Annotated in this window: 14 protein-coding genes; 10 read left to right on the plus strand and 4 right to left on the minus strand. The window is 66.3% G+C overall.

Annotation, left to right across the window (positions count from 1 at the left end; translation table 11 throughout):
* Positions 1-6: 6 nt before the first annotated feature.
* From TSH64_RS20450 to TSH64_RS20465, 4 genes are read right to left on the minus strand one after another with little or no spacing between them, the layout of a single operon-like run.
* Positions 7-1,470, minus strand: coding sequence for a hydrogenase 4 subunit D (locus TSH64_RS20450; RefSeq protein ID WP_109447748.1), 1,464 nt, complete (start codon positions 1,468-1,470; stop codon positions 7-9).
* 19 nt (positions 1,471-1,489) lie between these two features.
* Positions 1,490-2,428 (minus strand): NADH-quinone oxidoreductase subunit H, encoded by a 939-nt coding sequence (locus TSH64_RS20455; RefSeq protein ID WP_109447750.1) that lies wholly within the window; start codon positions 2,426-2,428, stop codon positions 1,490-1,492.
* A gap of 12 nt (positions 2,429-2,440) precedes the next feature.
* Positions 2,441-4,468 carry a hydrogenase 4 subunit B gene (gene hyfB, locus TSH64_RS20460; protein WP_109447752.1) on the minus strand — a complete coding sequence of 676 codons (2,028 nt, stop codon included), beginning with the start codon at positions 4,466-4,468 and terminating at the stop codon, positions 2,441-2,443.
* Positions 4,465-5,058 carry a 4Fe-4S dicluster domain-containing protein gene (locus tag TSH64_RS20465; RefSeq protein ID WP_109452866.1) on the minus strand — a complete coding sequence of 198 codons (594 nt, stop codon included), beginning with the start codon at positions 5,056-5,058 and terminating at the stop codon, positions 4,465-4,467. The genes hyfB and TSH64_RS20465 overlap by 4 nt, the downstream gene beginning before the upstream one ends.
* Before the next feature lie 564 nt (positions 5,059-5,622).
* Between TSH64_RS20465 and TSH64_RS20470 the strand changes: the two genes are divergently transcribed.
* The 10 genes from TSH64_RS20470 (at position 5,623) to TSH64_RS20515 (ending at position 17,010) form a co-directional block, all read left to right on the plus strand.
* The gene (locus TSH64_RS20470; RefSeq protein WP_109447754.1) at positions 5,623-6,168 is read left to right on the plus strand and encodes a 4Fe-4S dicluster domain-containing protein; all 546 of its coding nucleotides are present in this window, start codon (positions 5,623-5,625) and stop codon (positions 6,166-6,168) included.
* A 69-nt stretch (positions 6,169-6,237) separates the two neighbouring features.
* Positions 6,238-8,409, plus strand: a complete 2,172-nt coding sequence (gene fdhF, locus TSH64_RS20475) for a formate dehydrogenase subunit alpha (protein ID WP_109447757.1) — start codon at positions 6,238-6,240, stop codon at positions 8,407-8,409.
* A 76-nt stretch (positions 8,410-8,485) separates the two neighbouring features.
* Positions 8,486-8,728, plus strand: coding sequence for a hydrogenase maturation nickel metallochaperone HypA (locus TSH64_RS20480; RefSeq protein ID WP_109447759.1), 243 nt, complete (start codon positions 8,486-8,488; stop codon positions 8,726-8,728).
* A gap of 155 nt (positions 8,729-8,883) precedes the next feature.
* The gene (locus TSH64_RS20485; RefSeq protein ID WP_109447761.1) at positions 8,884-9,783 is read left to right on the plus strand and encodes a LysR family transcriptional regulator; all 900 of its coding nucleotides are present in this window, start codon (positions 8,884-8,886) and stop codon (positions 9,781-9,783) included.
* Positions 9,784-9,956: 173 nt separating this feature from the next.
* Positions 9,957-10,568: a glutathione S-transferase gene (locus TSH64_RS20490; protein WP_109447763.1), complete on the plus strand. Its 612-nt coding sequence runs from the start codon at positions 9,957-9,959 to the stop codon at positions 10,566-10,568.
* 88 nt (positions 10,569-10,656) lie between these two features.
* Complete coding sequence (locus tag TSH64_RS20495) at positions 10,657-12,741, plus strand: pyridoxamine 5'-phosphate oxidase family protein (protein WP_109447765.1); 2,085 nt, start codon at positions 10,657-10,659, stop codon at positions 12,739-12,741.
* 95 nt (positions 12,742-12,836) lie between these two features.
* Complete coding sequence (locus TSH64_RS20500) at positions 12,837-13,301, plus strand: DUF1348 family protein (RefSeq protein WP_109447767.1); 465 nt, start codon at positions 12,837-12,839, stop codon at positions 13,299-13,301.
* Positions 13,302-13,689: 388 nt separating this feature from the next.
* Positions 13,690-15,621, plus strand: a complete 1,932-nt coding sequence (locus TSH64_RS20505; protein WP_109447769.1) for a sugar phosphate isomerase/epimerase and 4-hydroxyphenylpyruvate domain-containing protein — start codon at positions 13,690-13,692, stop codon at positions 15,619-15,621.
* Positions 15,622-15,661: 40 nt separating this feature from the next.
* Positions 15,662-16,111, plus strand: coding sequence for a type II 3-dehydroquinate dehydratase (aroQ, locus tag TSH64_RS20510; protein WP_109447771.1), 450 nt, complete (start codon positions 15,662-15,664; stop codon positions 16,109-16,111).
* Positions 16,108-17,010 (plus strand): shikimate dehydrogenase, encoded by a 903-nt coding sequence (locus TSH64_RS20515; RefSeq protein ID WP_109447773.1) that lies wholly within the window; start codon positions 16,108-16,110, stop codon positions 17,008-17,010. Before aroQ ends, TSH64_RS20515 begins: the two co-directional genes overlap by 4 nt.
* The last annotated feature ends 48 nt before the right edge of the window (positions 17,011-17,058 follow it).

Here is a 17,058-nt window from a genome sequence, read left to right on the forward strand (position 1 = left end):
CCTCCCTCAACCGAGCCACGAGGCGGCGATGGAGCTTGAGACCACCGTCATCGCCACCAGGGCCACCAGCACGAACTTCATGCCGGCCGGCAGCGGCGCCGCCGCGGCCATGGTGGTGGACGGCTTGCCGGGCACCGAATGGCCGAGCCATTTCAGGAACCAGGCGAAGGAGCCGACCGATTCCGCCAGTGCTATAACGACAAGCAGCATCAGCGCCCAGTGATGGGCCCCGACCTCGAACCCGCCGGCGAAGATGGCGAACTTGCTGAAGAAGCCGTTGAAGGGCGGCACGCCGGTGATCGCGAGCGCGGCGCAGACGAAGGCGACGCCCAGCAGCGGCGATTTGGTGACGATGCCGCGCAGCGACGGCAGCAGCCGGGTGCCGGCGGTGTAGCTCAGCGCACCGGCGACCAGGAAGAACAGCGTCTTGGCGAAGGCGTGGTTGAAGATGTGGGCGATGGCGCCCTTGAAGGCGAGGTCGGAGCCGAAGACCGACAGCGACAGCGCCAGCAGGATATAGGCCAGCTGCGTGATCGTCGAATAGGCGAGCAGGCGCTTCAGGTCGACCTGCGGCAGATACATGAAGAAGCCGTAGACCAGCGTCAGCACTGCCATGATCGAGCCGACCCAGCCGACGATCTCCGGCGCGCCGCCGGCCGACATCAGCCCGCGGGCGAAGATGTAGACGCCGACCTTCACCATGGATGCCGCATGCAGGTAGGCGCTGACCGGGGTCGGTGCCTCCATGGCGTCGGGCAGCCACATGTGGAAGGGCAGCTGGGCCGACTTGCCCCAGGCGGCGACCAGGATCGCCAGCAGCACGGTCGCCTTCATCCCCGGCGACAGGTCGGCGATGGCGGTCAGCGAGAAGGTGCCGGTCGACAGGAACAGCAACGCCGCCGCGACATAGAGGCCGAGCGAGGCGACATGGGTGACCAGCAGCGCCTTCGCCGCCGAGCGCAACGCCTTGGGCGATTCGTAATAGCCGATCAATGCCCAGGAGCAGGCGCCGGTCAGCTCGAAGAAGGCGAGCTGGCCGACCACTGTGGAGCTGAACACCAACCCGGTCATGGCGCCGATGAACACCAGCAGGAAGGCGTAGAAGCGCCGCCGGCCGATGTCGGGATGCTCGCGGTTGCCGGCATTCAGATAGGCGGCGGAATAGATCGCCACCAGGAGGCCGATGGAGATCACCGCCAGCGCGATCAGCACGCTGACGCTGTCCACCACCAACCCGAGGATCGAGACCGATCCGAAGGAGATCAGCTCGAAGGTGCCGCCGACCTTGCCGTCGCCGAGCAGCGACATCGCGAGGATGGCGATCACCGCGACGGTGGCCGCGGCGAAGCCCTGGCACAGCCATTTGGCCGATGCCCGTTCCGATGCCGCGATGGCCGCCGCACCGCCGAAGGGGACGAGGATGGCGGCCAGCGCCAACAGTCCGAGCGGTTCCGTGGGAAGTGTTATCATGATGCTGCCCCTCGCCGGCTCACAGGCCGACCAGATAGAAGACGAAGGCGAGCGAGGCGGCGCCGACCCCGACCCAGCTGTGCTGGGGGGTCAGGCGGAAGCGGACGCGCGCGACGCTGTTCTCGACCACGCCGACGGCGGCGAAGATCAGGACCAGCTTGATGGCGAAGGCGACCAGCCCGAACAGCAGCCCGAAGACCGTCATTTCGGGCGCGCTGCCGAAGGGCAGGAAGACGCCGACGAACCAGGCGACGACGACCGTCTGCTTCAGCGCCATCGCCCATTTGATCAGCGCCAGCGACGGGCCGGAATATTCGGTCAGCGGGCCTTCCTGCAGCTCCTGCTCAGCCTCCGCCATGTCGTAGGGCAGCTTGCCCAGCTCGATGTAGATGGCGTAGGCGAAGGACAGGGCGGCGATCACCGTCGCGGTCGCCGACCGCACATGGCCGTCGGCGATGGCACTGCCGATGGCGCCGAGGTTGGTCGAGCCGGCCAGCAGGGCCGCCACGAACAGCGACAGCAGCATCACCGGTTCCACCAGCACGCCCATGGTCAGCTCGCGGCTGCCGCCGATGCCGGAGAAGGAGCTGCCGCTGTCGATGCCGGACAGCGAGAAGAAGAAGCGGGCGAGCGCGAACAGATAGATGACCGTGATCAGGTCGCCGATGGGCGCCACCGGCGTGAAGCGGGTCAGCATCGGGATGCCCGTGGCGATGACCAGCACCGTCGTCAGCATCACCGCCGGCATCGATCGGAAGGCGAAGCCGCTGTTCGGTGGGGTCAAATCCTGGCGGGTCAGCAACTTGGCGATGTCGCGATAGTCCTGCAGCAGGCCCGGCCCGTGGCGGGTGTGCAGCTTTGCCCGGACCATGCGCGACAGGCCGGAAACCAGCGGGGCCGCGGCGAGCAGGAGGAGCGCCTGGAACAGTCCCAGGATCAGGTGTGAGAAGGTCAGCATGGCGTCCTCCCGTCAGACGGCCAGCGCCAGCAGCGCGATCAGCGCCGCGACGATGTAGAGGCAGTAGATGCGGAAATCGCCGGCCTGGATGATCTGCAGCCACTTGCCGCTGGCATCGACCGCACCGGCGATCGGGGCGATGACGCTGCGGTCGGCCAGCGGTTCGGTGCGCCGCGCCAGCGTGACCACCCGCTCGAAGCCGTGGGCGATGCCGGTCCAGCGTCCGGCAATCGCTTGGCGCATGGTGTAGAGCGGGGCGAAGAACATGCGGATCGGCTGGGCGAAGCCGCCGGCGCTGGCGGACATGTGCTGGTCCGGCAGATAGCCGGCCGCCCAGGGGGCCGCCACCTTGCGGTCGCCACCGCGCTTGGCGGCGAAGACCGCCTTCAGCCCGATGGGCAGGAAGGCCATGGCGATCAGCAGGATGGCGATCAGTGGGGTGGACAGCGTCGCCTGTTGGGCATCGCCCGGCAGCAGGGTGGCGCCGACCGCCAGCGTCACCGGAGCGGTGCCGATGGTCGCCGCCGCAATGCGGCCCATCACCGGCGCCACCAGCGGGGCCAGCAGGCCGAGTGCCACGCAGGCGACGGCCAGCACCGCCATGCCGGCGACCATCGCGGCCGGCGCCTCGCGCGCCTCTTCCGCATGATGGCTGCGCGGTGCCCCGGCGAACATGATGCCGTAGGCCTTGACGAAGCACATCACCGCCAACGCGCCGGTCAGCGCCAGCATGACGGCGGCGATGGGGGCGGCGAACTTCACCAGCGGGGTGCCGTCCAGCGCCGCGGCGAACAGCGCTTGGTAGGTGTACCATTCAGACACGAAGCCGTTCAGCGGCGGGATCGCCGAGATGGCCAGCGCACCGACCAGGAAGGACAGGGCGGTCCAGGGCATGTTGCGGGCCAGCCCGCCCATCTCCTCCATGTCCTTGGTGTGCGTGCGGAAGATGGTGGAACCGGCGCCGAGGAACAGCAGGCCCTTGAACACCGCATGGTTCAGCAGGTGATAGAGGCCGGCCATCAGGCCCAGCACCGCCAGCACCGGCTGGTGCAGCGCCATGCCGATCATGCCGGTGCCCACACCCAGCAGGATGATGCCGATATTCTCGACCGAGTGGTAGGCGAGCAGCTTCTTGATGTCGTGCTCGGCGAGCGCATAGACGACGCCCAGCACCGACGACACCGCGCCGAAGGCCAGCGCCAGCAGGCCCCAGCCCAGCATCGCCGGCCCGGCGCTGGCGCCCAGCAGGTCGATGCCGACCTTGACGATGCCGAAGACGCCGATCTTGATCATCACGCCCGACATCAGCGCCGAGGCGTGCGACGGGGCGGCCGGATGGGCGCGCGGCAGCCAGATGTGCAGCGGGATCATGCCGGCCTTGGCGCCGAAGCCGATGAAGGCCAGCAGGAAGGCGACGCTGTCCAGCGGGGCCGGCAGCGGATGGGCGCGGAAGGCGGCGAAATCGAAGCTGCCGGCCTGGTTCGCCATCAGGAAGAAGGCGGCCATGATCAGCACCGAGCCGCCATGGGCGACCAGGAAATAGAGGAAGCCGGCGCCCACTGCCTCGTCGTCCTGGTCGAAGATGACCAGGAAATAGGAGGCCAGCGACATCATCTCGAAGAAGATGAGGAACCAGAAGCCGTTGTCGGCCGCCACCACCAGCATCATCGAGACGATGAAGGCGTTCATGAAGAAGCCCATCGCCCCGACGCCGCGCCCGGCATATTCGCGCACATAGGCGAAGCCGTAGATCCAGGCGACCAGCGACAAGAGCGAGATGACCGCGATCATCAGCCCCGCCAGCGGGTCGAGCCGCAGGACGAAATGGGCGAAGGGGTAGGGGCCGGCGGCGTCGAGCACGGCCGGCTGGCCGGCGCCGATGGCCGTCAGACCGGCGCCGAGCCCGGCGAGTGCCGCGGCGATGCCGACGCCGCTGCCGCCAAGACGGATGTCCCCCTCCCGATGCTTCAGGAGGAGGCAGAGGATGGCGCCGCCGCAGGACAGCAGCAGCGACATGATGAGCAGGGAGAGTGGAATCATGGGTCCAGCCCCTCCAGCGAGGCGAGCGGCGTTTCATGACTGACCGGTGCCGCCGCGGCCAGCGTGCGCTTGACGGCGGCAGCCTGGCGGGTGGTATCGGCGTCTGCCGCGTAAAGGGCGGCGGTCGGGCACACGCGCACGCAGGCCGGGCCATCGCCGGAGAAGGCGCAAAGGTCGCATTTCACCGCCACGCTGCGCACGCCGATGTCCCAGGCCAGCAGCGGATCGAGTGCCGCCGAGTGGCTGGGCGTCGCCACGGCGATGCCGGCAACCCCGGCGATCCCGGTGCCGCTGGGCGTGATGGCGCCGAACGGGCAGGCCAGCGCGCACATCTTGCAGCCGATGCAGGCCTGCTCATCCAGCAGGATGCTGTCGGCGGCATGGGTGATGGCGTTGACCGGACAGACGCGGGCACAGGGAGCGTCCTCGCACTGGTGGCAGAGGACGGGGCCAGTGTCGTCGCCGATCCGCATGACGGTCAGCCGGGGATGCGCCTGCAGCCCCTGTTTCTTGTGTGCCTCGGTGCAGGCCGCCATGCAGGTGTTGCACCCGATGCATTTTCTCGGTTCCGCGATAACGAAGCGATTCATGTCCAAACCTCCGGCTTCCCGGGCGGGTGCGTCGAATCGGTCGATCAGGAGTTCCTTGGCAAAGCCCGGCAACAGGGAAAGCCCGATAAGAAAAGCTGATCGCCCAATAAGAAGACAGTATTGGCTCGCGCACGCCCCCACGCCGCCTGTTGTCACGGACGGTGTGGCGGAAGGAGAGCCAGCTGTTGCGAATCTTTGTCAAAATGGAGACCGCTTGTGCGGTCACTGTTGACTTGCTCACGCTATTCCTGTGGCTGACGTGATGTCAACTAGACACATAAAAAAAGTGGGTATAAGGTGCGCGACACAAAGACCGGGGGTCTGTGGGTGTTTTGTTTGGCAAAAGACATCCGGTGAACTCTGATAAAAAAGACAGGATACTCGATAGGATCGGCTTATCGGCATCGATTACTTTTAAATATCGGGCGATAAGCGATTTCAATCGGACGTGAAGCCACCGGTGCCCGCAGCGGCCAACCGGCGCGTAACGCCAGGGAACAGTGTAGCGATGCCGGGGCGGCTCCGTCCGACGGCCCCCTCCGGCTGCCAACAAGGACGACGGGAATGAACAAATTCGTCACTGCCAACCCGAGCAAGTGCATCGGTTGCCGCACATGCGAGATCGCCTGCGCGCTTGCCCATTCCGAAGGAGCCGGCGTCGAAGGACTGGCGCCGGGAAGCTTCAAGCCGCGCATCCGCATGGTGAAGACGGCCGACGTTAGCACTGCGGTGATGTGCCACCATTGCGAGGACGCGCCCTGCGTCAACGCCTGCCCGAACAACGCCATCGTCTACCGCCAGCACAGCGTGCAGGTGGAGCAGGAGCGCTGCCTGGGCTGCAAGAACTGCGTGCTGGCCTGTCCGTTCGGCGTCATGGACGTGGTGACGGTGCCGGCGGTCCGGCAATTCGCCGGCATGACGCTCAGTCTGGGCGTCAAGGCGCAGGCGCACAAATGCGACCTTTGCATCGAGCGCGGCGACGCCGGCCCGGCCTGCGTGTCGGTCTGCCCCACCAGCGCCCTGACCCTGATGGACCGGGAGGCGATGGACGAGACCCTGCGCCGCCGGCGCGAGCGCGCCGCGCTGGAAGCCGCCGAAGTCGCGGCCTGATCCACGGTCACCACCCCATCAACGCGGCCGGCGCACAGCCGGCACAATCGAGCGAACACCGAGGTCGAGATGGAAAAGCATATGGCGGTCTGCCCCTACTGCGGTACGGGCTGCAAACTGAATCTGCTGGTCGAGGGCGGGAAGGTCGTCGGTGCCGAACCCCTCAACGGCGTCACCAACGAAGGAGAGCTCTGCCTCAAGGGCTATTTCGGCTACGACTTCATCAACGACACCAAGCTGCTGACGCCGCGCCTGCGCAACCCGATGCTGCGCCGCTCGCGCGATGCCGCGTTCGAGGCGGTGTCGTGGGACGAGGCGATCCAGTACGCGGCGAAGAAGCTGGGCGAGATCAAGGCCAAATACGGCCCCGATTCGATCATGACCACCGGCTCGTCGCGCGGCACCGGCAACGAGACCAACTATGTGATGCAGAAATTCACCCGCGCGGTCCTCGGCACCAACAATGTCGACAACTGCGCGCGCGTCTGCCACGGCCCGTCGGTCGCCGGATTGCAGGTGACGCTGGGCAACGGCGCCATGAGCAACTCGATCCCCGAGATCGAGCACACCAAATGCGTCCTGGTCTTCGGCTACAACGTTGCCGACAGCCATCCGGTGATCGCCAAGCGCATCATCAAGGCGAAGGAGCGCGGCGCCAAGATCATCGTCTGCGATCCGCGCAAGATCGAGACGGCGCGTCTGGCCGATCTGTGGCTGCCGCTGAACAACGGTTCCAACATGGCGCTGGTCAATGCCTTCGCCAATGTCCTGATCAATGAAGGGCTCTACAACAAGGAATATGTCGCCAGCCACACGGAAGGCTTCGACGAGTACAAGAAGATCGTCGACAAATACACCCCCGAATATGCCGCGGCCATCACCGGCCTGCCTGCCGACGACATCCGCGAGGCGATGCGCATCTATGCCGCGGCACCCTCCGCCACAATCCTGTGGGGCATGGGCGTCACCCAGTGGAGCCAGGGCGTCGATGTGGTGAAGGGGCTGTCGGGGCTGGCGCTGCTTACCGGCAATCTCGGCCGTCCGAATGTCGGCGTCGGCCCGGTGCGCGGCCAGAACAACGTCCAGGGCAGTTGCGACATGGGCGTGCTGCCGACCGAGTTCCCCGGCTACCAGAAGGTTACCGACCCGGAGATCCGCGAGAAGTTCGCCAAGGCCTGGGGTGTCGACTCGCTGCCCGGCGAGATCGGCTACCGCCTGACCGACGTGCCGCATCTGGCGGAGACCGGCAAGCTGAAGGCGATGTATGTGATGGGCGAGGATCCGGCCCAGACCGAGCCGGACCTGACCCAGGTGCGCAAGGGCTTCGAGGCGATGGAGTTCGTCATCGTCCAGGACATCTTCATGACGAAGACGGCGATGTTCGCCGACCTGATCCTGCCGGCGACCTCCTGGGGCGAGCATGAGGGCGTGTTCAGCGCCGCCGACCGCAGCTTCCAGCGTTTCACCAAGGCGGTGGACGCCAAGGGCGACGTCAAGCACGACTGGGAGATCATCAGCCTGCTCGCCACCGCGATGGGCTATCCCATGCATTACAACAACACCAAGGAGATCTGGGACGAGCTGCGCGAGTTGTGCCCGATCTTCTATGGCGTCACCTACGAGAAGATGGAGGGGCTGGGGGCGGTTCCCTGGCCGTGCCGCGACCTCGACTCGGCCGGCTCAAAGTATCTCTATGAGGGCAACGTCTTCCAGCGGCCGGGCGGCAAGGGCCTGCTGTTCGCCACTGAATGGCGCCCGCCGCAGGACCAGTTGACCGAGGAGTTCCCGCTGATCCTCTGCACGGTGCGCGAGGTCGGCCATTACTCCTGCCGGTCGATGACTGGCAACTGCGCCGCCCTGCAGACGCTGGCCGACGAGCCGGGCTATGTCACCATCAACCCGAAGGACGCCAAGGCCCTGGGCATCCGTGACCAGGAGCTGGTCTGGGTGTCGTCGCGCCGCGGCAAGGTCATCACCCGCGCCAGCGTCACCGACCGCACCAACAAGGGGGCCGTCTACATGACCTACCAGTGGTGGATCGGCGCCTGCAACGAGCTGACCATCCACGCCGTCGATCCCATCGCCAAGACGCCGGAATACAAATACGCCGCCGTCCGGGTCGAGGCGATTGCCGATCAGATCTGGGCGGAGAATTACGTCCAGCAGGAATACGCGAAGCTGAAGGGCGGCCTCAGCAATGCGGTGACCGGTGCGGCGAAGAAGGCACCTGCCTACGCGTAAAGCTGGCGGGATTGCACACAACTCTCTTCTCCCCCAGGGGGAGGAGAGAGTTGTCCTGTTCTGAAGGACTCCTCCCATGCATGAGATCGCTCTGTGCCAATCGCTGCTTGAACAGGCGATGAGGGCGCGCGAGGCCAACCCCTTCGACCGGGTGGTGCGCGTCACCGTGTCGGTCGGTTGCGCCAGCCGGGTGCAGCCCGATGCCTTGCGCCATGCCTTCGACCTGCTCAGCCGCGACACCTTCCTGGAGGGGGCCGATCTGCGGATCGACCGTCCGCCGGGCGAGGCGTTCCGGCTCGTCGAGATGGAGGTGTCGTGAGGATAAAGCTTCGTGAGCCTACGATGCGTCGCATTGCCGCTGCGGCAGCCCGCGCGGAGACGCGGACACGTGATCGGTATCAATGATGTTGCTCGGGTCGTGATCGATACGTTCCCGATCCACGCTGCGCAAGACGTGGTGGGAGGAGACCCGGCATGCAGGAAAAACTCGAATTTCTGATCGCGCTGGCGACCGAAAAGCATTTCGGCCGCGCGGCACAGGTCTGCGGGGTGTCGCAGCCCAATCTGTCCGCCGCGATCAAGCAGCTGGAATCGACCATGGGCGTGCCGCTGGTCGACCGCGGCGCACGCTTCATCGGCTTCACCCCGGAAGGGGAACGGGTGCTGGAGTGGGCCCGGCGCATCGTCGGCGACTACAAGGCGATGCGCGCTGATGTCGAGACGATGAAGCAGGGGCTGACCGGCACGCTGCGGTTGGTGGTGGTGCCGACGGCGCTGCCGATGGTCCAGCGGCTGACCGCCACCGTCTGGTCGATGCATCCCGGCATCAAGATCACCATCGCTTCCCACAGCTCCACCGAGATCCTGTCCAGACTGGAAAATCTGGAGGCGGAAGCCGGGATCACCTATCTCGACAACGAACCGCTCGGCAATGTCGACGAGGTGCCACTCTATCACGAGCGCTACCATTTGATCACCTCGGCGGACAGCCCGTTCGGCACGCGCGACAGCGTGACCTGGGAAGAGGCGGCGACACTGCCCCTCTGCCTGTTGAACACCACCATGCAGAACCGGCGGATCATCGACCGCGCCTTCGCCGAGGCGGGAGTGCATGCCGAACCGATGCTCGAATCCAATTCCATCGTCGTGCTGACCAACCATCTCTGCACCGGCGTGTGGTCGACGATCATGCCGCGGATCATGGCGGATTCGCTGCTGCTTCCCCCATCGATCCGCGCCATCCCCATCGTGGCGCCGGAACTGTCGACCCTGATCGGCCTTGTGGTGTGCAGGCGCGATCCGCAGCCGCCGCTGACTGCGGCGCTGATCGCCGACGCACGCCGTCTCGCTCCCGAACTGGCGAATGCCGCCTGACGGCATCGCTCCGCCCGTGAAAGAACGCTCGCGGCAGCGGGTCGAGCCGGCGATTATTTCATTTCAGGCAAGAATGAACTGCGTAAGCCGGGCATTCTCTCAGCGGCGATGATCCAGCACTCTGGTGATGCGGAACGGGAATGCCCCCGTCCGGCAGATCACCGGAGCTGGACATGAAGCTGTATCATCATCCCCTGTCGGGCCACTCGCATCGCGCACGTCTGCTCGTCTCGCTTCTCGGCCTGCCGCATGAGCTGGTGGAGGTCGACCTCAAGGCCGGTGCGCACAAGAGCCCCGACTTCCTGAAGCTCAACCCCTTCGGACAAGTGCCGGTCCTGGACGATGCGGGCGTCATCGTCGCCGACTCCAATGCGATCCTGGTCTATCTCGCCAAGCGGGCAGGGCGGGGTGACTGGCTGCCGGAAGATGCCGCCGGTGCGGCGGCGGTTCAGCGCTGGCTTTCCGTGGCGGCCGGAGAGGTGGCCTACGGCCCGGCGGCCGCTCGGCTCATCACGGTGTTCGGGGCGGCCTTCAACGCCGACGAGGTCATCGGCCGGGCGCATACCCTGCTGGCCCGGCTCGAAAGCCACCTGAGTGCGCAGGACTGGCTGGTCGGCGATCACCCGACAATCGCGGACGTCGCGATCTACAGCTACGTCGCCCAGGCGCCGGAAGGCAACGTCGATCTCTCCGGCTACCCCTCCGTCACGGCGTTCCTCGGCCGCATCGAGCAACTGCCGGGCTTTGTTCCCTTCGTAAAGACGCGGGTCGGGCTGGCTGCCTGATCCATCGGGGGAGCCGGGGCGCTAACCCCACGGCCACATCCCGCCTCTGGACACTCCATCCGACCGCCCCCACCATGGGACACCGACCATGACCGCGACACTGAAGACACTGCCGCCCTGGCATGAGGGTGAGACGTTCATCCAGCGGAAGCTGGGGGTGGCCGAACGGATGGAGGCCGTCGGTCAGCGCGTGATCCGCGACCACATGCCCGACCAGCATCGCGACTTCTATGCCCAACTACCCTTCATCGTGCTGGGCAGCGTCGACCCTGCCGGCGATGCATGGGCAACGCTTCTCGTCGGCAAGCCAGGCTTCCTGTCGTCGCCGACGCCGACGAGGCTCGACATCGCCGCCCATGCCGATCCCGGCGATCCGGCGGGGGAGGGCATGCGGGACGGCGATCCCGTCGGCCTTCTGGGCATCGAGATGCACACCCGGCGCCGCAACCGCATGAACGGACTCGTCACCGCCATCGGTTCCGGTTTTCGGGTCGATGTCGACCAGAGCTTCGGGAACTGTCCCCGCTACATCCAGCTTCGCGATGTCGATTATGCGCGGGATCCGGCGGAACCGTTCACCGGCGTGGTGGAGGTCCTGCCGCAGTTGGACGAACAGGCGCGGGCCATGATCGGGGAGGCCGATGCCTTCTTCGTGGCCACCTATGCGGACCGGGCCGAGCGCCGTCAGGTCGACGTCTCCCATCGCGGCGGCAAGGCGGGTTTCGTCCGGGTCGCGGAAGACGGCACCCTCACGGTGCCCGACTTCAACGGCAACCTCTTCTTCTCGACCCTCGGGAACATCGTTCTCAACGGCAAGGCCGGGCTCGTCTTCGTCGATTACGGCAGCGGCGACATGCTGCAAATGACCGGCGATGCCGAGGTGATCCTGGAATCGCCCGAGATTGCAGCCTTCCAGGGGGCCGAGCGGCTGTGGACCTTCAAGCCGCGCCGCATCCTGCGCCGGGCCGGAGCACTGGCGCTGCGCTGGTCGTTCCGCAAGGAGGGCTGGTCGCCCAGTTCGCTGATGACGGGGGATTGGACGGAGGCGGCGGCCCGCATGCAGGCCAGCGAGTTGGCGACACGCTGGCGCCCATACCGGGTGACGAAGATCGTCGATGAAACCCCGGCGATCCGCTCTTTCCACCTGCAACCGGCCGACGGAGCCGGCCTTCTTCCCCATGCCGCCGGTCAGCATCTGCCGATCCGCGTGACGGTTCCAGGGTCGGACAAGCCGGTCATCCGCACCTACACCCTGTCGGCCGCACCGTCGGATGGCCTCTACCGGATCAGCGTCAAGCGGGAAGGGCTGGTGTCGCGCCACCTGCACGACCGCGTCCGAGCCGGCGACCTCATCGAGGCGCGCGCACCCGACGGCGCCTTCACCATCGACCCTTACGGGACAAGGCCGGCGGTCCTGCTGGCCGGCGGCATCGGGATCACGCCGCTGCTGGCGATGCTGCGCCACATCGTCTACGAAGGGCTGCGCAAGCAGCGGATGCGGCCGACCATCCTCATCCAGGCTGCCCGTTCGATGTCCGAGCGTCCTTTCGAGCGGGAGATCGCCGAACTGGTGAACACGGCGCAGCTTGCGGCAGGGCAGGGTGCCGTCAGATGGATCCGCGTGCTCAGCGAGCCCGGCACGGCCAGGGAAGGCGTCGACTATGAGGCGGCCGGCCGCATCGACATGGCCCTGCTGACCCGCTTCCTGCCCGTCGACGACTATGATTTCTACCTGTGCGGACCGCCGGCATTCACGCAGGCGCTCTACGACGGGTTGCGGAACCGAAACATCGCCGACGGGCGGATCCACGCTGAGGCATTCGGGCCGTCGTCCTTGCAACGCACGGCGGAAGTCGGAACCGCATCCCTGCCGGCCCGTCCCCTGCCGTCGAGCAAGCCGGTGCCTGTGGCCTTCATGACCTCGCTGAAGGAGGATCGCTGGATGCCGTCATCCGGCACGTTGCTGGAGTTGGCGGAAGCGCGCGGACTGGAGCCCGAATACAGTTGCCGGGAAGGCACCTGCGGAACCTGCCGGACCAAGCTGCTAAAGGGTGCCGTGACCTATATCCGCGAACCGGGTGCCAGCGTCGCCCCCGACGAGGTCCTGATTTGCAGCGCCGTGCCTGCCGAAACCGGCCCCGATGAGGAAAACAGCATCCAACTCGCCCTGTGAGCCTGTCACCGGCCACGCCTGACACGGGTCGCGTCCCGCCGTTCTCTTCCTTCCACCTTTTCCCGTGTCGTTTCATCTTCAAGAAGGAGCATGCCATGTCCCGTCCGCCGCTTCCCCCCTTCACCACTGAGTCCGCCATCGAGAAGGTCCGGCTGGCCGAGGATGGCTGGAACAGCCGAGATCCGGCCAAGGTCACTCTCGCCTATAGCGAGGACAGCCGCTGGCGCAATCGCGCCGAATTCGCGACTGGTCACGCCGAGATCCAAGCCTTTCTCACGCGCAAATGGAACAAGGAGCTTGAATACCGGCTGATCAAGGAACTCTGGGCCTTCGCCGGAAACCGCATCGCGGTGCGTTACGCCTACGAATACCGCGACGACAGCGGCCAATGGTATCGCGCCTACGGCAACGAGAATTGGGAATTTGCTGAGGACGGGCTGATGCGCGCCCGGCATGCCAGCATCAACGAACATCCCATCTCCGAGGCCGACCGCAAGTTCCACTGGCCGCTCGGCCGCCGGCCCGACGACCATCCCGGTCTCAGCCACTTCGGCTTCTGACGCCGGGCTTTCCGACCCGGAAACCCGATAGGGAAAGGCAACTGCTCCCAGACGCGACGAGGCCGTTCACAGCGACGGCCTCGTCACCATTTGTTATTGCCAGCGTTGCAAATCCGACGGAAGACTGACAGTTCTATGTTGCGAGGGACTGACATTCTGACATTGCGCTTACAAGAATAAAACGCATAACTTTCGTTATGGAAATTGAGCCGGCCGTCATGCGACGTCGCATGTCCACAGTCGGTGGATATCGGTTTGTCCAGCTCGCCCAAACCAGCGATGTTGTTCGATGTGCCGATCATTGGCAATCAAAGCGTCTTGCGCCAAAATGTACGAACTGGTACGTTTGTTGATATCTACGAACAATGCCGCTGCCGAAGGGGCTCCCATGCCGTCCAGCGCCTTTACCTTCAAAAAGTCGATTGCCACCGTTTCGCTGAGCGGCACCCTGCCGGAAAAGCTCGAGGCGGCGGCGGCCATCGGATTTGACGGGGTCGAGATTTTCGAGAACGACCTGCTAACATTCGACGGGTCGCCGGCCGATGTCCGCCGCATTGCCGAAGGCTTGGGACTGGAAATCACCATCTTCCAACCATTCCGCGATTTCGAGGCGATGCCGGATCCGATCCGTGCCCGCAACCTCGACCGTGCGGAACGCAAGTTCGACGTGATGCAGGAGTTGGGCACCGACCTCGTGCTGGTCTGCTCCAACGTCCAGCCCGCCGCCATCGACGATCCGGCCCGCGCCGCCGCCGATCTCGCCGAAATGGCGGAGCGGGCGCAGTGCCGGGGCTTACGTGTCGGTTACGAGGCGCTAGCCTGGGGCCGGCATGTCAACCGCTGGCGCCAGGCCTGGGACATCGTGCAGCGCGCCGACCATCCGGCGCTGGGGCTGATCGTCGACAGCTTCCACACGCTGGCCCTGAACGACGACCCGTCCGGCATCGCCAACCTGCCGGGCGACCGCATCTTCTTCGTGCAGCTGGCCGACGCCCCGGCGCTGTCGATGGACGTGCTGTCCTGGAGCCGCCATTTCCGCAATTTCCCCGGTCAGGGCCAGTTGCCGGTCCGGCGCTTTCTCGATTCGGTGCTGGCATCGGGCTATCGCGGTCCGCTGTCGCTGGAGATCTTCAACGACGAGTTCCGCGCCGCCCCGGCCCGCCTGACCGCTCTCGACGGGCTGCGGTCGCTCATCCATGTGGAGGCCGAAGCCGGCTTCGGTCCTGGCCTGCCGGCGCCGCCGGTCTGCCATGGCGTGGAGTTCCTCGAATTCGCCGTAGATGCGGCGTCCCGCGACCGGCTGTCCGCCCTGCTCGGCAGCCTGGGGTTCCGGCATGCAGGACGCCACCGCTCCAAGGATGTCGACCTCTACCGCCAGGGCGGCGTCAATCTGGTGCTGAACAGCGAGGAGGACTCTGCGGCATCGGAGCATTTCCAGATGCATGGCCCATCGGTCTGCGCCATGGCCTTCACGGTGGATGACGCCGCTCGCACCATTGCCCGTGCCGAGGCGTTGCGCTGTGTGTTGTGGCGCGAGCGGGTCGGCGACGGCGAACGCAAGATCCCGGCGCTGCGGGCCCCCGACGGCACACTGATCTATCTGGTCGACGGCAAGGAAGCCCGCCGCAGCATCTGGGAGGACGACTTCCACCTGTTCGCGGAGGAACCGGCCGGGCAGGAGTCCAACCCACCGCGTCCACATGGCTCCCCCCTGCTCGGCATCGACCACATCGCGCAGGCCCTGCCCTTCGGGCGGATGGACAGCTTCGTGCTGTTCTACCGCGCGGTTTTCGGCTTCGTGCCGGAAAGCCTGTGGGAATTGCCCGACCCCTACGGCCTGATCCGCAGCCGGGCGCTGGTCAGCCCCGATGCCGAGCCCGGCCGAGGCGTGCGGCTGCCGCTGAACATCTCGGAAAGCCGACGGACCGCCACCGGCCGTTTCGTCAGCGCCACCGCCGGTGCCGGTGTCCATCACATCGCCTTCGCCACCGCCGATGCCGAGGCGCTGGTGACGAACCGTCTTGCAGCCGGCGCCCCCTTCCTGCCGATCCCCGCCAACTATTACGACGATCTGGCGGTCAAGCACCCGCTGGACGATGCGACGCTGGCGACGCTGAAGGACCGCGAGCTGCTGTACGACCGCGACGAACAGGGCGAGTTCCTGCACGCCTACACCGACAGCTTCGATGATCGCTTCTTCTTCGAGGTGGTGGAACGGCGTGGCGGCTACCGGCAGTTCGGTGCGGTGAACGCCGCCGTGCGCATGGCGGTGCAGGCCCAACTGCGCGAAGGCGCCCGGCCCGAACTCTATCTCGACTGAAAATGAACGAAACAGTGCGTTTGTTTGGAGACGCCCAATCATGAGCCGCCCGATCCTCGTCCTCAACGGACCGAATCTCAATCTGCTGGGCAAGCGCGAGCCACACATCTATGGCCATGAGACATTGGCCGATGTCGAGGCCGACTGCCGCCGCACCGGTGAGGCGCTGGGCCTTGCCGTCGATTTCCGGCAATCCAACGCCGAACACGTGCTGATCGACTGGATCCACGACGCGCGGGAGACGATGGCCGGGCTGGTCATCAACCCGGCCGGCCTGAGCCACACCTCGGTGTCGCTGATGGATGCGCTGTCGGCCTGCGCCTTCCCCATCCTGGAAGTCCACATCTCCAACATCCACCGGCGCGAGGAATTCCGTCATTTCTCCTACGTGTCGCGCGTCGCCGCCGGGGTGATCTGCGGCTTCGGCACCCAGGGCTACACGCTGGCCCTCCAGCGCATGGCTCGGCTGCTGGAAAGTGCCGCGAAATGAACGCCTTGTCCCGGCCGGCCCCCGCCGTCGGCGATTCCGTCCTCGTCGGCCTGATCGGCGCCGGCATCCAGGCCTCACGCACCCCGGCGATGCACGAGCGGGAGGCCGACGCGCTCGGCCTGCGCTGCATCTACCGGCTGATCGACCTCGACCGCCTCGGCCTCAGACCCGATGCCCTGCCGGAACTGCTGTCGGGCGCCGAGCGCATGGGCTACACCGGGCTGAACGTCACCTACCCGTGCAAGCAGGCGATCATTCCGCTGCTGGACGAGCTTTCGGACGATGCTCGCGCCATCGGGGCGGTCAACACTGTCGTGCTGAAGGACGGCCGGCGGGTCGGCCACAACACCGACTGTTCGGGCTTCGCCGAGGGCTTCCGCCGTGGGCTGGCTGGCGCGCCGATGGACCGGGTGGTGCTTCTCGGCGCCGGCGGGGCCGGAGCGGCGGTCGCCCACGCCGCCTTCCATCTCGGGACCGGCCGGCTGGACATCTTCGACGCCGACCCGGCGCGGGCGGCGGCGCTGGCCGACCAGATCGACGCGCGCTTCGGCGACGGACGGGCCATGGCGATCCCCGACCGGGAGAGCCTGCGCGCCGCCGTGGCGGCGGCGGACGGGCTGATCCATGCCACGCCCACCGGCATGGCGAAGTTCCCCGGCCTGCCGCTTCCGGCAGAGATGCTGCACCCGCGGCTTTGGGTGGCGGAGATCGTTTATTTCCCGCTGGAAACCGAGCTGCTGCGCGCCGCGCGGTCCATCGGCTGCCGGACTTTAGATGGCGGCGGCATGGCGGTGTTCCAGGCGGTGGACGCCTTCCGGCTGTTCACTGGGGTTTCCCCCGATGCCGAACGCATCCGCGCCCATTTCGCGTCGATGGACGCCGGCCGATCCGCCGCCTGATACTGGCCCCAATCGATACAATAAGCCGGCGGGGCGCCGGCACCGGGA

This window comes from Azospirillum sp. TSH64, from assembly GCF_003116035.1.
Lineage (GTDB): Bacteria > Pseudomonadota > Alphaproteobacteria > Azospirillales > Azospirillaceae > Azospirillum.

Excerpts from the sequence above, each read along its gene's own strand:
- TSH64_RS20450 (WP_109447748.1), bottom strand. The coding sequence starts at position 1,470 with ATGATAACACTTCCCACGGAACCGCTCGGACTGTTGGCGCTGGCCGCC.
- TSH64_RS20455 (WP_109447750.1), bottom strand. The coding sequence starts at position 2,428 with ATGCTGACCTTCTCACACCTGATCCTGGGACTGTTCCAGGCGCTCCTC.
- hyfB (WP_109447752.1), bottom strand. The coding sequence starts at position 4,468 with ATGATTCCACTCTCCCTGCTCATCATGTCGCTGCTGCTGTCCTGCGGC.
- TSH64_RS20465 (WP_109452866.1), bottom strand. The coding sequence starts at position 5,058 with ATGAATCGCTTCGTTATCGCGGAACCGAGAAAATGCATCGGGTGCAAC.
- TSH64_RS20470 (WP_109447754.1), top strand. The coding sequence starts at position 5,623 with ATGAACAAATTCGTCACTGCCAACCCGAGCAAGTGCATCGGTTGCCGC.
- fdhF (WP_109447757.1), top strand. The coding sequence starts at position 6,238 with ATGGAAAAGCATATGGCGGTCTGCCCCTACTGCGGTACGGGCTGCAAA.
- TSH64_RS20480 (WP_109447759.1), top strand. The coding sequence starts at position 8,486 with ATGCATGAGATCGCTCTGTGCCAATCGCTGCTTGAACAGGCGATGAGG.
- TSH64_RS20485 (WP_109447761.1), top strand. The coding sequence starts at position 8,884 with ATGCAGGAAAAACTCGAATTTCTGATCGCGCTGGCGACCGAAAAGCAT.
- TSH64_RS20490 (WP_109447763.1), top strand. The coding sequence starts at position 9,957 with ATGAAGCTGTATCATCATCCCCTGTCGGGCCACTCGCATCGCGCACGT.
- TSH64_RS20495 (WP_109447765.1), top strand. The coding sequence starts at position 10,657 with ATGACCGCGACACTGAAGACACTGCCGCCCTGGCATGAGGGTGAGACG.
- TSH64_RS20500 (WP_109447767.1), top strand. The coding sequence starts at position 12,837 with ATGTCCCGTCCGCCGCTTCCCCCCTTCACCACTGAGTCCGCCATCGAG.
- TSH64_RS20505 (WP_109447769.1), top strand. The coding sequence starts at position 13,690 with ATGCCGTCCAGCGCCTTTACCTTCAAAAAGTCGATTGCCACCGTTTCG.
- aroQ (WP_109447771.1), top strand. The coding sequence starts at position 15,662 with ATGAGCCGCCCGATCCTCGTCCTCAACGGACCGAATCTCAATCTGCTG.
- TSH64_RS20515 (WP_109447773.1), top strand. The coding sequence starts at position 16,108 with ATGAACGCCTTGTCCCGGCCGGCCCCCGCCGTCGGCGATTCCGTCCTC.